The organism is Amycolatopsis sp. CA-211722, assembly GCF_056828465.1.
Window position 1 is genome coordinate 8,381,503 of sequence record NZ_CP184752.1, and the last position, 15,077, is coordinate 8,396,579.

8 protein-coding genes and 2 pseudogenes are annotated in these 15,077 nt (G+C 72.0%); 5 read left to right on the forward strand and 5 right to left on the reverse strand.

Annotated elements, in window-relative coordinates; translation table 11 throughout:
* Positions 1-2: 2 nt before the first annotated feature.
* Together ACOCEP_RS38355 and ACOCEP_RS38360 are read right to left on the reverse strand one after the other, a co-directional pair.
* On the reverse strand, positions 3-905 hold the full coding sequence (locus tag ACOCEP_RS38355; RefSeq protein WP_482334764.1) for a serine hydrolase: 903 nt from the start codon (positions 903-905) through the stop codon (positions 3-5).
* On the reverse strand, positions 902-2,293 hold the full coding sequence (locus tag ACOCEP_RS38360; protein ID WP_482334766.1) for a serine hydrolase domain-containing protein: 1,392 nt from the start codon (positions 2,291-2,293) through the stop codon (positions 902-904). Before ACOCEP_RS38360 ends, ACOCEP_RS38355 begins: the two co-directional genes overlap by 4 nt.
* Before the next feature lie 246 nt (positions 2,294-2,539).
* Between ACOCEP_RS38360 and ACOCEP_RS38365 the strand changes: the two genes are divergently transcribed.
* The 4 genes and pseudogenes from ACOCEP_RS38365 to ACOCEP_RS38380 form a co-directional block, all read left to right on the forward strand.
* Complete coding sequence (locus ACOCEP_RS38365; protein ID WP_482334768.1) at positions 2,540-2,755, forward strand: mersacidin/lichenicidin family type 2 lantibiotic; 216 nt, start codon at positions 2,540-2,542, stop codon at positions 2,753-2,755.
* Between the two features lie 232 nt (positions 2,756-2,987).
* Positions 2,988-3,542 (forward strand): hypothetical protein, encoded by a 555-nt coding sequence (locus tag ACOCEP_RS38370; protein WP_482334769.1) that lies wholly within the window; start codon positions 2,988-2,990, stop codon positions 3,540-3,542.
* A gap of 28 nt (positions 3,543-3,570) precedes the next feature.
* Positions 3,571-4,833, forward strand: a pseudogene (locus ACOCEP_RS38375) (cysteine peptidase family C39 domain-containing protein); the annotation flags it as partial.
* A 243-nt stretch (positions 4,834-5,076) separates the two neighbouring features.
* A pseudogene (locus tag ACOCEP_RS38380) lies at positions 5,077-5,488 on the forward strand (ATP-binding cassette domain-containing protein); the annotation flags it as partial.
* Positions 5,489-5,678: 190 nt separating this feature from the next.
* On the opposite strand, the gene ACOCEP_RS38385 reads toward ACOCEP_RS38380, so the two are convergent.
* Genes ACOCEP_RS38385 through ACOCEP_RS38395 form a run of 3 tightly spaced genes read right to left on the reverse strand, consistent with a single transcriptional unit; the run spans position 5,679 to position 11,646 of the window.
* Positions 5,679-6,671 (reverse strand): LLM class flavin-dependent oxidoreductase, encoded by a 993-nt coding sequence (locus ACOCEP_RS38385; RefSeq protein ID WP_482334771.1) that lies wholly within the window; start codon positions 6,669-6,671, stop codon positions 5,679-5,681.
* On the reverse strand, positions 6,668-9,787 hold the full coding sequence (locus ACOCEP_RS38390) for a type 2 lanthipeptide synthetase LanM family protein (protein WP_482334772.1): 3,120 nt from the start codon (positions 9,785-9,787) through the stop codon (positions 6,668-6,670). The genes ACOCEP_RS38385 and ACOCEP_RS38390 overlap by 4 nt, the downstream gene beginning before the upstream one ends.
* Before the next feature lie 2 nt (positions 9,788-9,789).
* Positions 9,790-11,646: an AfsR/SARP family transcriptional regulator gene (locus tag ACOCEP_RS38395; protein ID WP_482334774.1), complete on the reverse strand. Its 1,857-nt coding sequence runs from the start codon at positions 11,644-11,646 to the stop codon at positions 9,790-9,792.
* A 188-nt stretch (positions 11,647-11,834) separates the two neighbouring features.
* Between ACOCEP_RS38395 and ACOCEP_RS38400 the strand changes: the two genes are divergently transcribed.
* Positions 11,835-14,795, forward strand: a complete 2,961-nt coding sequence (locus tag ACOCEP_RS38400) for an AfsR/SARP family transcriptional regulator (protein WP_482334776.1) — start codon at positions 11,835-11,837, stop codon at positions 14,793-14,795.
* The last annotated feature ends 282 nt before the right edge of the window (positions 14,796-15,077 follow it).

A 15,077-nucleotide genomic window follows, 5' to 3' on the forward strand; every position in this document is an offset into this window, starting at 1 on the left:
TCCTACGATTCGTCGGAAAGTGCGCGAAGGTGATCCACGGCAAGGCGCGCCGCCGTGCCGATCGAGGCGTCGACCGCGGGCTGGCGGTCGGCGAGGGATCCGGCGCGGGTGAACACCGCGACGGCGTACCGTCGACCGTCCACATCGGACACGACACCCGCTTCGTTGCGGACGGCGGGAAGCGTCCCGGTCTTGGCCGCGACCGTCACCCCGGAGGGGAAACCGGACGACATCCGGTGCGGCCAGATCTGCTGGGCCATGATCTTCCGCACGCGGGCACAGGCGGCCGGGTCGCCGGCGCGGTCGGTCCAGATCGCGTCCAGCAGCGCCGTGATCTCCCGCGGCGTGGACGACGTCGTGCGTTCCGGGTCGAGCACCGAGAGCTTCCCCAGCTGTTCCGGCGTGGCGGCGGCGAAGACGGCTTCCAGATCGTCGTCCGGTTTCGCGCCGAGATCCGCGATCACCGAGGCGAAGAGGTCTTCGCAGCAGCCGATCAACCGCGTCCTGGCCAGCCCCAGATCGGCGAGCACCCGGTCGACGGCTTCCTGTCCGACCCGGTGGTAGACGACGTCGGTCGCGGCGTTGTCGCTCATCGTCAGCATGAACCGCGCCAGATCGCGCCAGCTCATCTCGACGTCGTCCGCACAGCCCGCGGTACCGATTCCCCCGATCCGGTACCGGGCGGTGACCCGGGTCCGCTCGGTCTCGTCCAGCCTCCCGGCCGCCACTTCCCTGGCGTAGGCGAGGGCGACCGGGATCTTGAACACCGACGCGAGCACGACCGGATCGTCCGCGCCCACGGCGACTTCGGGCCCGCCGGAGACGCCGACCTCCCGCGCGTGCAGGAATCCCCGCGCGCCGGCGGCCGCGAAGACCGCTTCGATCTCGCCGGCGATCCGGCTCACCGGTTCACCCGCCGGTCGGCGCGCCCGGTGTGGAGGTAGAGCGCCCGGCCGTTCCCGTCGTCGCCGACGAACGCGTGCGGCATGTGCAGGCCCGGGTGCGTCTTGTAGGCCGCGACGAGCGTGTTGTCCTTGTATGCCAGCAACTCCGTCTTCTCGGCTTCCCCGCCCGTCGCGGCCATGACCCCCTTCGGCACGCGCTCGATCCACAGCTTGCCGTCGTCGTCCTGGGTGACCACGGTGTCGGCCACCCGCGACGAGTACTCGCCGACGTATCGGGACGGGTCGGCCGGGGCCGCCGCCGCGTTCGGCTCCGGCAGGGCGGGGACCTCGACGTCGGCGAGGTCGCCCAGCACCTTCCGGAAGATGTCCGCGTACAGCTGGAGCGTCTGCCCGCCGTTGGTCAGCAAAGCGACGGCGACGTTGCGGCCCGGGACCACCCGTAGGAAGGCCGACTGGCCGATGGTGCCGCCGTCGTGGCCGATCACCGGGCCGCCCGGCCAGTCGAAGAGCATCCAGCCCAGCCCCCACGCCCCGCCCAGCAGACCGAGATCGGGCAGTTCGACCTGGCGTTCCCGCATCGAGCGCACCGTTTCCGGCCGGAGCACCTGGGTGCCGTCGTCCGCCCGGCCCTCGGACAGGTGCATCCGCGCGAAGGTGAGCAGATCGCGCGGGCGCATCGAGAGCATCGATCCGGCCGGGGCGTTCGACCGGGTCAGCGCCCAGACCCCGGCGGGGCGCGGATCGCCGTCCGGTTCCGGCGCGAGATGCCCGATCGCGGCGCGGTAGCGGATCGCGTCGTACGGCCCGGCCGCCGCGTGCGTCAGGCCCAGCGGGGCGAAGAGATGGTCACGCAGGCAGTCGTCGTAGGACTTGCCCCGCAGCACCTCGACGACGCGGCCGAGCACGCAGTAGGCGGCGTTGTTGTAGGAGAACATCTCCCCCGGCGGGAACAGCTGGGGCACGTCCGACAGCGTCGCGACCAGTTTCTCCACGCAATCGTCGCCCACGCCGGTGTCGGTGAAGATGTCGCCTTCGAAACCGGAGGTGTGGCAGGTCAGCTGCCGGACGGTGATCCGCGACGCCGCGTCGTCGTCGGCGAGGACGAACTCCGGCAGGTAGCTCCGGACCGGCTTGTCGAGATCGAGGAGGCCTTCGTCGACGAGCTGCATCGCCAGCGTCGTCGTCCACACCTTCGTGATCGAACCGATCTGGAACAGAGAGTCCACTGTGGACTCGACACCGGTGTCCTTGTTCAGCACGCCCGCCGCGTGGTCGATCACCTCGCCGCCGGCGAGGACCGCGACGGCCGCGCCGGGAACCCGGTGCTCGGCCAGCAGGGCGGGAAGGTTCTGGCCCAACCAGGCGTCGATTTCGGAAAGTTTCGCCATGTTCCACCTCGTGTCCGGGAGAGCGTCGGCCGCAGTTCCCGGGATGCTATGCCGCTGACCGGCGCCACCGATTCGTGCGGAACGACGAGAGCGACGGAAAAGTTCATCCGCGCCTACGAATCACTCGCTTCCGCCCGTCTCCCACCGGACATCCACCGCGTGCCCACCGGCCGCCCACCGCCGCGCCGCACGGTGTGCCCAGGCCGGTCAGCCCGGCCGTGAACACGACAGCAAGGGAGACAAGGAATGTCCGAATACGACATCGTCCGCTACTGGAAGGACGAGGGTTACCGGGCCGCGGTGGGCGGCGGCGTCCTGCCCGCGAACCCGGCCGGGATCGTCGAGCTCACCGACGAGGCGCTCGACTCGCTCGTCGCCGGTGCCGGTGCCGAGATGGCGCTGGGTTCGTGCCTGTTCGTCAGCTGCTTCAACCAGCCGAAGCCGGACGCCGAGCAGGCCTGATCGCAGGGTAGCCGAGCGGAAGGCCGAACTTGTCTTGCCGGGCGGGACCACCCGGCGGCCATGTCGCGAAAGCCACTTTCGGGACATCGGACGTCGCGAAAGTGGCTTTCGCGACACGCCTTGGCATCACGTCACGTTCGCCTCGGCTCGCGAAGAAGACCTCGGGCGGCGTACGGCCTGGCGACGACCCCGTGCGCCGCCCGAGTCCCACCGACTTTCCGGGGAGGATTCCATGGCCGAGCCGATCGACGTACGCGAGCCGCCGCCGATCTTCCGGGCGCAGGCGGTCGCCCATCACCGGCGGGGCCGGGCTGAGAAGACCGGCCCGACCGAACTGCCGTCTCCCCCGCTGCGGCCGCTGTGGCTCCTGCTGGGTGCTTTGGCCGCGACCCTGGTCCTCGGCGCCCTACTGGTGCCGGTGACCGTGTACCTGCGGGGCGAGGCGGTCGCGGTGGCCGGTGCCGACGCGTCCACGCCCGGGGAGCCGGTGGTGCTCGTGGTCGTGCTGCCGTCGTCCGGCGTGGCCCGGCCACCGGACGGCGCGGAGGTCGTCCTCGGGGAAGGCGCTTCGCGAGGACGAGTGCTCCACCAGGCGGGCGATCTTTCGCGCGCGGCGCTCGCTGCCCGGTTCGGGATACCGGTGGCCGCCGAGCTGCCGGAACCGGCGGCCGCGGCCGTGGTCCGGCCGGACATCGCGACCGTCCGGCCCGGTGACCGGTATCCCGCGTGGATCGCGGTGGGTACCGCCCCCTTGCTCGCGCGGCTCACCGGGCAAGCCGATGAGTGAGCCGAGGCGCCGGTGGCGCCGGGTGCCGATGGTGCAGCAGCTGACCACGACGGAATGCGGAGCCGCCTGCCTGGCCATGATGCTCGGCTTCTTCGGCCGGGCCACCAGGGTTTCCGAATGCCGGGACCTGTTCGGGGTGACGCGGGACGGCATCACCGCGCGGTCGCTGGTGCGGGCCGCGCGGGCCTTCGGGCTGACCGTGAAGGCCGTGTCCGTCGAACTCGCCGGGTTCGCCCGGCTCGACCTCCCGGTGGTCGCGCACTGGTCGTTCGACCATTTCGTCGTGGTGGAGAAGAGGCGGCGGAACGGATACCGGATCGTCGATCCCGCGAGCGGCAGGCGGACGGTCGACGACGCGGAGTTCGCCCGCGAATTCACCGGTGTCGCGATGACCATGACACCGGGGCCGTCGTTCTCCCGGCGCCGTCGCGGACGGTCCGCGATCTCGCCGTACCTGCGGCAGGTGCTGCGCCTTCCGGGCTGGCGGCGGCTGCTCGCCCAGGTGTTCGCGGTGTCCCTGGTCGTCCAGGTGCTGATCCTCGCCGTCCCCGCGGTCACCAAGGTGCTCGTCGATCACGTCATCCCCTTGCGCGGTACCGATGTGCTGGGGATCGTGGTAGCCGGCATCGTGCTCGTGGTCGTGACCGACCTCGTCGCGGGATACCTGCGGGCGTCCCTGCTGATCCACCTGCAAGGCCGGTTCGACACCCGGATCATGCTCGGGCTCTTCGGCCATCTGCTGAGCCTCCCCTACGGCTTCTTCGCGCAGCGGACCAGCGGTGATCTCCTCCTGCGGTTGAGCAGTTCGGGGATGATCCGGGAAATGCTCACCAGCCAGACCCTGTCGGTCCTGCTCGACGGCGGGTTCGTGCTGGTCTTCCTCGTGGTGCTCTTCACCGCGAGCCCGCTGTTCGGGTCACTGGCGCTGGCGATCGGCGCCGTCCAGGTGCTGACCCTGCTGCTCACCGCGCGGCCGTCACGCGAGCTGACCCAGCGGTATCTGGTGGCACAGGCGGATTCCCAGAGTTTCGGGGTCCAGGTCATCCGGGGGATCGGCACGCTCAAGGCCTCCGGTTCCGAGGGCCAGATCCTCGACTACTGGTCCACGCTGTTCCTCGAAGAACTGCGGGCCTCGCTGCGGCGGAACAGGCTCACGGCGGCGGTGAACACCGTGCTGCACGCCTTGCGGACCTTCGCTCCCCTGGTGCTGCTCAGCGTCGGCACGGTGAGCGTGCTCGACGGATCGATGCGGCTGGGCACCATGCTGGCCCTGAACGGTGTCGCCGTCGCCTTTCTGTCCCCGCTGGCGTCCTTGGTGACGACGGGCCAGCAGCTGCACCTGGCCGGCGTGCACTTCCGCCGGATCGTCGACGTGATCGAAGCGACCCCGGAACCCGACGACCGGCCTCCCTCGGACACGAGGCTGACGGGCGGGCTGGAACTGTCCGGTGTCTCGTTCTCCTACGGCCCGCACGGACCCCGGGTGCTGGAGGATCTGTCGTTCTCCGTCGAACCGGGGCAGAAGGTCGCCCTCGTGGGCAGGACGGGAGCCAGCAAGAGCACCCTCGCGATGCTGATGCTGGGGCTGTACCGGCCCACGAGCGGCGCCGTGCGCTACGACGGCCGCCCGCTGGACGAGCTCAACCTCCGGCAGGTGCGCGGCCAGTTCGGCGTCGTCCTGCAGGAACCGTTCCTGTTCAACGGTTCCATCAAGGCGAACATCTCGCTCAACGATCCGGGGATGCCCTTGGCGCGGGTCGTCGAAGCGGCCTCGCTGGCCGGGATCCGGGACGACATCGAACGGATGCCGATGCGGTACGACACGGTGCTCGGCGAGGGCGGTGGCGGGCTCTCCGGTGGCCAGCGGCAACGGCTGGCACTGGCCCGCGCGCTGGCGACGTCGCCGACCTTCCTGTTGCTGGACGAGGCGACCAGCCATCTGGACCTGGCGACCGAAGCACTCGTCGACGCCAATCTCAGCGCCCTGCCGTGCACGCGGATCGTCATCGCGCACCGCCTCAGCACGGTGCGCAACGCCGACCTGATCCTGGTGCTGGAGCACGGGCGCGTCGTCGAACGCGGACGGCACGAAGAGCTGCTGGAACTGGGTGGGCGCTACGCGGACCTCGTCCGCACTCAGCTCCTGTCCACCGGTTGAGCGCCGGCCAGCAGGCAGAGGCTCCGGATGGCCGCTTCGCCGCGGGCCACCGGGGCCACGATGAATTCGTCGGCCCCGGTTCTGTCCGCCAGTTCCGCCAGCGCGGCGGCCGCGGTGGCGGGCGCGCCGGTCACGAGGGTGAGCGGAAGACGGCGGGCCTTGCCGAGATGCGGGTGCGCGGCGGCCTCCCCAGGTGCTCGCAGCAGCAACGGCGGCAGCCCGGCCAGCATCTCCAGCATCCGGAGCCGGTGCGGATCGGCGAGCCGGTCCGCCTCTTCGTCGGTGTCCGCCACGAGAACCTCGACCGATACGAGGACGTACGGCGCCGCCAGCGCGGCGGACGGGACGAAGGACTCGCGGTACACCCGCAGCGGTTCGAGGGAACCACCCGCGGCGCGGAGGTGGTACGCGAACGCGAACGGGACCCCCAGTTCACCGGCCAGCCTCGCCCCTCGCTCCCCCGAACCCAGCAGCACGAGGCCGGGCGCGCTGGTCGGCACCGGTGTCGCCGCGAAGTGGTCCCAGATCCCCTCGCGCGAGCGCGGATCGCCGAGCAGGCCCATGACGTCCCGCACCTGGGCGGGGAAGTCGGTGTCGTCCGGCCGCCGCAACGCGGCCGCGGTGGCCGGGTCGGTACCCGGCGCGCGGCCGATGCCGAGGTCGATCCGGCCGGGGTGCAGTGCTTCGAGCATGGCGAACTGCTCGGCGACCACGAGCGGCGAGTGGTTGGGCAGCATGACGCCGCCCGAACCGACCCTGATCCGCCGGGTGACGGCGGCGAGATGGGCGATCAGCACCGACGGCGAAGTGGCCGCGACACTGCGCATGTTGTGGTGTTCGGCCACCCAGAACCGCCGGTAGCCCGCCTCGTCGGCGCACCGGGCGAGCGCGGTGGTCTCGGCCAGCGCGCCGACACTCGTGGATTCGGTGCCGAGGACGGCGAGATCGAGGACGGACAACGGGATCGTCATGCCGGTGGCTCCAGGGTGAGGATCGACGGAACGCGTGCGGGATCCGCGGCTCGCAGCAGGCCGTGGCCGATACCGGCGAGCCCGGTCAGCAGGCCGGGGGTCTCCGTGTTGTCCGGGGCGCCGCACAGCCCGCCGGTGGCCTCGACGTCGCTCAGCACGACTGCGCCCCGCTCCGCCGCGGCGGTGTGACCGGCGGCCGTCAGCAGTTCGAGAGCGCCGAAATCGCCGTGGCACAGCGAATGATTCGCGCCGAACCCCCGGGCGGCCGTGGTTTCCGCGGCCCGCGCGATCTCGACGCTCGTCTCGGGTCCGCGCAGCGCGGCGGGCAACGCCAGCCGCCCCAGGCCGACGCCGACCGCGCCGTGGCACCACGCGGTCATCGGCCGCCGGCCGCCGTCCTCGCGCAGATCCGGCCAGTTTCCCTGCTCCGGGAGGTACAGGGCCCGCTCGTGGGCGAGGGCCGCGGAGGCGGCCTCGGCGAACCGGGTTTCGCCTGTCGTCTCGGCGACGACGGCCAGCGCCCAGCCGATCCCGGCCGAGCCGTGCGCGAATCCCGTGAGCGGCCGGGACGACAGCGGGGTCACCCAGCCCAGAGTCCGGCGAGCGTCGTCCGCGTGCGCGGTCGCCACCAGATGCTCACCGCAGTGCCGCATGATCGCGAGCAGTCCCGGATCCGGCCGGTGCCGGTGCAACCCGGCGAGGACACCCGCCAGACCGGCGGCACCACCGAGTACGTCCAGCTGGTCGTCCTCGTCGATCAGCCCGTCCAGCCGGTGCGCCAGCGCGACGGCCTCGTCGAGGAGTTCCGGCCTGCCCCAGAGCACACCGAGGTGGGTGAGCAGGTGGATCACGCCGCCCCAGCCCGAGTAGGCGCCGACCTGCCGGGACGGCAGTTCCGGACGGGCGAGCCGGAACCGCACCGACGCGAGCGCGCCCTCCGCCAGCCCGGTGTGGCCGTCGTCGCCGGTGGCCTCGCCGAGATAGGCGAGGAACAGCGCGATTCCGGAGAGTCCGCCGTACAGATCCGGGCCCAGTGGCGCCAGATCCCAGTATCGCTCTTGGAAAGCGGTCAGCCCGAGCCAGGAAACGCCTTGGTCGTGCCGGATCGCGAGCTTCGCCAGCCGGTCGCCGATGGCGCCGGCCGCCGCCCGGGGATCGCCGATCGCCCGGGAACCCGGACGGACGGCGGCGGGCGGCCGCACCGGGCCGGCGGCGGGGTCGCCGACGCTCAGCGAGCTGAGCGAGCCCCGGATGATCCAGCTCTGCCAGTCGAGGTCCGCTTCGGAGAACCCGGCGATCCGCGCCTTGACCCGGTCGAGCCCGGACCGATCGAGCAGGCCGGGGATCCAGTCGCCGCCGCTGCCCTGGACGTCGCGCGACGAAGGCCGGGTGACGAACATCGGGATGTCACCCCGCCACAGATCCGCTCGTTCGGCCGCGATCACCGCCCCCGGAAGCCCGGAGTGTTCGGCGGACACCCACAGTTTGTCGAAGAACCGGTCGCGGTCCAGGCCGTCCCGCACCAGATCGGGGTGGGTGCTTTCGCGCAGCAGCAGGCTGTAGATGTGGGTCGGGCGCAGGATCACCCGGATCTCGTCGACGGCGAACCGGTCCAGCAGGCCGCCGGAGGCGACCAGCGCGCCGCGTTCGGCGGCCAGTACGCGATAGACGTCGCGGAACCCGCCGAGCAGATCATCGACGTGGTCGGACACCGCGACCTCGGCTCCGCGCAACGTCGGCCGGTTGTGCCCGCCGCCGACCTTCAGCCGCTTGCGTTCGGCGCGCATCTCGTCGGTTCCCGCGCCTTCCCAATACGGCGAAGCGTGCGGGGTCAGCTGGTCCTCCCGGTTGCCGAGGCCGGAGACGTCGACGCCGGGCGCCCCGTCGTGTCCCCACGCCCGCTGCGGCAGCAGCCCGACGCGCAGGACCGAATCCAGCGCCACCTGCTGGGTCGAATCGTCGGGAACGCCGGTGACCAGCCGCGAAAGATCGGGCTGGAACAGCGATTCGAGGTCGACCATCACCGGCTGTTCGCCCGCCGCGATGAGGTTCTCGTGGTGCAGGTCCGTGCCGCCCAGCGCGTACATCAGGGCCAGCTGGCCACCGAGGCGGCGATAGAACCGCGCCACCTGCCGCTCGTGCAGGCAAGGTCCGTGCTCGACGAATTCGGTCCAGCCGTACCTGCCCCGGTCCAGGACGGCGAAGGTATCCAGGCCCAGCCTGGCGACCTTCGTGTTCAACCAGCCGATCAGCTGATGGAGATGGCTGTCGATCGCCAGCGACTTCGGTTTGTAGACGAGCCGGGCCCCGCTGGTGAACGAAGCGACGAACACCGCCCGTCCGCCCCGGTGCCGGTCGCCGAGATGGCAGTCCAGCTTGCTCAGCGTGCCAGGGGCCGCCGCCGGGAAGAACGTCTTCACGATGGCGGGCCAATCCGTGGTGAGCCTGCGCAGGAATTCGAGCAGCACCCGGGTCCGGCGTTCGACGTGTTCGCTGAGCAGCCTGCCGAGGATCGGGTATTCGGCGAACAGCGCGTCGATCGCGGCCGGTTCGCGCAGGCGCCGGAGGAACGCGCGATAGCGGTCCGCCGGGCTTTCGCCGTGGAGTTCACCCCGCAACCGGGCGACGTTGAGTTCGAGCACCGCCGTGCGCTCGACGAGGGCGGCGACGCCGAGTTCGACGTTGGTCCGCACGAGCTCGGCCGCGCTCCCCGGATCGACCGGTCCACCGTCCGCCGCCAGGCGGGTCAGCTCGGCCGACACCCGCTCGCGGGCCTTGCGCAGCAAGGGTTCCGCCAGCACCCCGAAACCGCGGGGTTCCCGGTCGTGGCGCTGGTCCGCGTCGGCGTACGCGCCCAGGTCCGCCAGCCACGAAGGGCTCGGTGACCGGTCGCGCAGGGCGGCGTCCTCCTCGCCGAGCAAGGCTTCCAGGCCGGCTTCGGTGATCGCGTCGAGTTCCAGCCGCCGCTCGAACCAGTCCCCGCGGTCGAACGGCCGCTGGGCGCGCCAGCGGTCGAGCCTGCGCCGCGCCTGCTCGCCGCCGTGTCCCGCGTCGTTCACCGGCAGCCGCTCGATGAGGGAAAGCGCGCGATACCAAGAGGAATCGTCGAGTCGCACGGTCAGTCTCCGTTCTCCCCAGTGATGGCGGAGACCACGGTGAGGCCCGGCGGTCGGGATCCGGTGGGCGGCCGGTGGGCACGAGGTGGGCGGCCCCGGCCGGGCAGGAGACGCGGCGCGGCGGGCTGCCCGCCTTCCGGACGGCAGACGGCGAAATCGCGCAGCAGGGCGTGCATCGTGTAGCGCCCGGGAGCGACGACCTCCAGCATGTTCGCCGCGACGAGCCGCCCGAGCGCGTGCCGTGCCGCACGGAATCCGAGGCCGGCGAGCACGGCGGTCTTCCGGGCGTCGAGTTCGGCTCCGTGCTGCCCGGCCACCCGGAACACCCGCGCCGCGTCGGGGTGAAGCCGCCGATACGACCAGGTGAGACTTTCGCGTACCGACGCGTGCGGATCTCCCGCCAGTTCCAGGAGATCGAGCCGGTCCTCCGGTTCGGCGAGGGCGCCGACGAGTTCGGCGAGCGTGGTGTCCGGTTGGGCGGCGGCGAGTTCCGCGGCGACCCGCAGCGCCAGCGGAAGCCGGGCGCACAGCCCGGCCAGCACGGCCGCCGACCGCGGATCCGCGTCGGCCCTGGCGCCGATCAGGGCACACAGCAGCGCGGTCGCGTCGGCGAGCGGCAGACGGCCGAGACCGACCCGGCGGGCGCCGTTCAGCGCGCTCAGCCCGGCCAGCGAATCCCTGCCCGTCACCACCATCGCGGCCGGCGAGCTCCCCGGCAGCAACGGCCGGACCTGCGCCGCGCAAGCCGCGTTGTCCAGCACGATCAGCAGACGGCGGCGCGCGACCTCGGTACGGAACCGGGCGGCCTGACCGGCCAGGCAGGCGGGGATCTCCCGTTCCCCCAGCCCCAGCGCGCCGAGGAACCCCGACAGCGCGGCTTCGGCACGCATCGGCGGTCCGGGGCCGTGGCCGCCGAGGTCCACGTACAGCTGCCCGTCCGGGAACCGCTCGCGGACGAGATGCGCCCACCGGAGCACCAGCGCCGTCTTGCCCGCCCCGGCGGTGCCCGAAACCACGGCGATCCCCGCCGCGACGGCCCGGTCGAGTTCGGAGAGCTCGGCCTCGCGGCCCTGGAAATCACGGACGTCGGCGGGCAGCTGACCGGGTACCGGCCCACTCGTGGGCTCCTTCGGCGCCGCGGGAACCCCGGTGAGAACGACACGATGTGCTTGCCGGAGAGCCGCGCTCGGTTCGACCCCGAGTTCGGCCACCAGGGAACGCCGGATCCGTTGGTACACCGCGAGAGCGTCGGCCCGCCGATCGCAGCCGTGCAAGGCCAGCATCAGCTGTGCCCACAACCGTTCCCGCAGAGGATGCTTGCGCACCAAGGGTTGCAGCTCGGTGACGAGCTCCGGGTGCGCGCCCGCCCGCAGCTCGGCGTCGATCCGCTCTTCGAGCAGGGCCAGCCGCAGTTCTTCCAGACGCGTGGCCTCCGCGCGGCAGGTCTCCGCTTCGAGCCCGTCGAGGGCGGGCCCGCGCCACTGGGATAGAGCCTCGCGCAGCACGGCCGCCGCCTGGCCCGCGTCCCGTTTCGCGGTCCCCGCCAGTTCCTCCACCCGGTCCAGATCGCGTTCACCCGGCCGGACCTGGAGCAGGTACCCCGGCGACCGGGTCAGCAGCCGCTCGTCGCGCCCGACTCCCAGCGACCGGCGCAGCATGGCGACACAACCCTTCAGCAGGCCGCGGGCGGACGGCGGCGCGTCCGCTCCCCACAGCTCGTCGACCAACCGGTCGGCCGACACGACCGAGTTGGCGTTGAGCAGGAGCAGGGCGAGCAGCGTGCGCTGCTGCGGTCCTCCGAGGGACAACCGCTCGCCGCCGTCCCAGACCTCCAGCGGCCCCAAAATCCTGAATATCATTCCGATTCAGCTCGTTCCCCACGTCCCCCGCCGGTTGGCCAGCAACCGGATATCGGTTCTTTCCGTTCCTTTCCCTTGCGGTAAAAGGAATTCTGCCCGGCCTGCCACCGAAAAATGTTGTGATTGTGTTGTGGTGCCCGAAATACCGGCTCTACCATTCTTGCCGTCGGGGGATGCGAGGGGATGACGTGGATTTCCGGCTCCTGGGACCGGTTCGGCTGCACGTACGCGGGCAGGCCGTCGCCGTCGGCGAGCCGCGACGGCAGGCCGTACTCGCCGTGCTGCTGCTCGAAGCCGGCCACACCGTCGGCGTCGACCTGCTGATCGACCGGGTCTGGGGCGAGTCGCCGCCCAACCAGGTACGCCGTTCCCTGCAGGCCCACATCACCCGCATCCGGCGCGCGCTCGAACAGGCGGGCCCCGGCGCCGCGCGGGTGGTCCGAGACCCCGGCGGCTACCGCCTCGTCGTCCGGCCGGATCAGGTCGACGTGTTCCGGTTCCGTCAGGCTCTCCGCGACCACCCCACCGACCCCGGCAGGCTGAGCGCCGCGCTCGAACTCTGGGCGGGCGAACCACTGGCGGGGTTGCGGGGCGACTGGGCGGAACGCACCCGCCGGACCCTGCGCCAGGAGCACACCGCCGCGGTCCTCGCCTGGGCCGAGGCCGAGATCCGGCACGGCGACGCGGCGTCGACACTGACCCGGCTGACGGAACTCACCGGCGAACACCCGTTGCACGAGACGGCCGCGGCGACGCTGATGCGGGCGTTGTACGCGGTCGGCCGCGGCACCGACGCGCTCATCCACTACGAACGCGTCCTCCGCGCGCTGCGCGAGGAACTCGGGGCGGACCCCGGTCCGGAACTCGCCGCCGTGCACGAAGCCGTCCTGCACCACGACCTCCCGACGGCGGGTACGGCGTCCGCGCCGGTACCCGCCCAGCTGCCCGCGGACGTCGCGGGATTCACCGGCCGGGCGGACGTGCTGGCCGAACTGGACCGGCTCGCCGACGGCACCGGCGACGAACCGGTTCTCGTCTGCCTCACCGGTACGGCCGGAGCGGGCAAGACCGCGACCGCCGTGCACTGGGGACACCGGGTCCGCGACCGGTTCCCGGACGGGCAGCTGTACCTGGACCTGTGCGGCTACGCCCCCGGCGAGCCGATGCGCTCCTCCGACGCGCTGGCCGCGCTCCTGTCCGCCCTGCTGCCCGAAGGCGCCAGGATCCCGCTCGGGGAGGCGGAACGCGCCGCACGGTTCCGCACCGAGGTGGCGGGCCGCCGGATGCTGGTCATGCTCGACAACGCGGCGACGCTCGAGCAGATCAGGCCGCTGCTCCCCGGCACGCACACCTGCGTGGTGGTGGTCACCAGCCGGGACTCGCTGACCGGGCTGGTCGCGCTCCACGGCGCGCGCCGGGTCGCCGTGGACCGGTTGTCGGTGGCCGACGCCGTCGGACTGCTCCGGCGGCTGATCGGGGCCCGGGTCGACGACGACCCCGAGACCACCGCCGAACTGGCCGAACGGTGCGCGCGGCTGCCCCTGACCTTGCGCCTGGCGGCCGAACTCGCCGTGTCGCGGCCCACCACTCCCCTGTCCCGGCTGGTCGGCGAGCTGCGGGCGGCACAGCGGACGCTGGAGCTGCTCAGTTCCGGGGGTGACCAGCGGGCCGCGGTGCGGGCGGTGTTCTCGTGGTCGCTCCGGCAACTCGGCGAAGGCACCGTCGGCGCCTTCGCCCTCCTCGGCAGGCATCCGGCCCCCGTGGTCGACTCGTACGTCTTGGCCGCCCTGTCCGGATGTTCCCTCGATCAGGCCCAGGCCCGGTTGGACGCCCTCGTCCGCGCGCATCTGGTGCACCCCGCGGGCGCCGATCGTTACGGCATGCACGACCTGCTGAAGGCCTACGCGGCCGAACTCGAAAGCGTTCTCGACGAGCCCGCGACACTGGACCGCGTCTACGGCTATTACCTCGCCACCGTCGCGACGGCGATGGATCGGCTCTATCCCGCCGAAGCCGTCCGCCGTCCCACGGTCGCGTCACCGGAGTGCGCGATACCCGCGCTCCTCGACGCCGACAGCGCGCGGGACTGGCTGGACGCCGAACTGCCGGCCCTCCAGACGCTGGCCGCGCACGCGACGGCGCACGACCTGCCCCGGCACGCCGTGACGCTGTCCGCACTGCTGTTCCGCTACCTCGACGGCCGGCACGAGATGGCGGCGCTGGCCGTCCACGGGCAGGCGAGGAAGGCCGCGCGAGCCCTGGGTGACCGCGCCGCCGAAGCGGACGTGCTGGTCGCCGTCGGCGGCCTCCACATGCAAGCGGGCAGGGCCTCGCCCGCCGCTTCGGACATGTGGGCGGCATACACCCTGTTCGGCGAGGCGGGGAACGCGCTCGGCCAGGCGCGGGCGTTGGGCAACGTCGGGATGATCGAGGAGAGCGCCGGCCGCTATCGGGCGGCGGCGGACTACTACACCCGTGCGCTGACCCTGTTCCGCGGGCTCGGCGACCTGACCGGTCAGGCACATCAGCTCACCCGGCTCGGCACCGTCGAAGCCCGGATCGATCGCGGCGGGGAGGGCCAGGAGCACCTCCGGGAGGCGATGGCGCTGCATCGGGAGGCAGGCCACCGGTTCGGCGAGGCCTGGGTGAAGATCGGGCTGGGGGAACTCGCCGCGCACGAGGGCGGACCGGCCGATTCCTGCCGTCTGCACGCCGAAGCCGCGGCCCTGTTCGGCAGGCTCGGCCACCGGGGCAGCGAGGCATGGGCCCTCGACGGGCTCGGACGTGCCGAGGCGCTGGACGGACGGCCGGTCGACGCGGCCGCCCACCATCGGCAGGCGCTCGACCTGTTCCGCCGCCACGGCGGCCGCGACGGCGAATCGTGGGCGCTCAACGGGCTCGGCGAAGCCTGTCTGGCGTGTGGTTATCCGGACACGGCGAGCGTGAACCACGCCGAAGCGCTCGCCGTCGCCACGAGGTACGGCTGCCACGAACAGATCGCGCGCGCCCACCGGGGGCTCGCCAGGGTCGCCTCCGATCCGGAAACCGTCCGCGGCCACTACGAGCGCGCGATCGCGCTCTACGCCGAACTGGGTCTTCCCGCCGCCGAGGACACCAAAGCGGAGCTCGCGGAATCGTCCCGGTCCTGACCCCAGGACGCCGCGGGTCGCTTCTGTCCACATAGGACTTTGTGCGGTGTCGCGAACGAGGACCACATGACCCGCGCCGAAGGGAGCTTTCCCCTCGCACGATGAGGGGAAAGCTCCCATCACCTCGCGGATCGGCACGATGTGGCCGGAGAACCCGCCGAAGACCGCGGTCCGCCAGGTCAGCAACGCGATCGCGAGGCTGCGGCACGACCTCGGCGTGCGCACCGTCCTCACCAGGCTATTGATAATAGCTGTTTATCAATCACCCGGAACCAAGTCTTT